This window comes from Riemerella anatipestifer, from assembly GCF_009663465.1.
Classification (GTDB): domain Bacteria; phylum Bacteroidota; class Bacteroidia; order Flavobacteriales; family Weeksellaceae; genus Riemerella; species Riemerella anatipestifer_C.
The window spans coordinates 3,961-4,191 of record NZ_QXHU01000014.1 but is presented as its reverse complement, the minus strand read 5'-3'; positions in this window follow the sequence as shown (position 1 = coordinate 4,191).

Genomic DNA, 231 nt, shown 5'->3' with positions numbered 1-231 from the left:
TCCGTATTACTTTTTTTTCTTAAATTAGCAATACGGAAAAAGCATCCGCTTCGGTTGTGCTGAATTGAACTTATCGTCCAATTCAAACCCGCCCTTCGCAAATACTTTTTCCGTTGCACGCCACACTACTGAAAATCACTCTGCCGAAATAAAGTTGAATTTTAGCGTTATAAAAGAAACTGAATCCAAACCGAACAAAGAGAATGTTGAAAGGTTTGAATTCATTTTCTA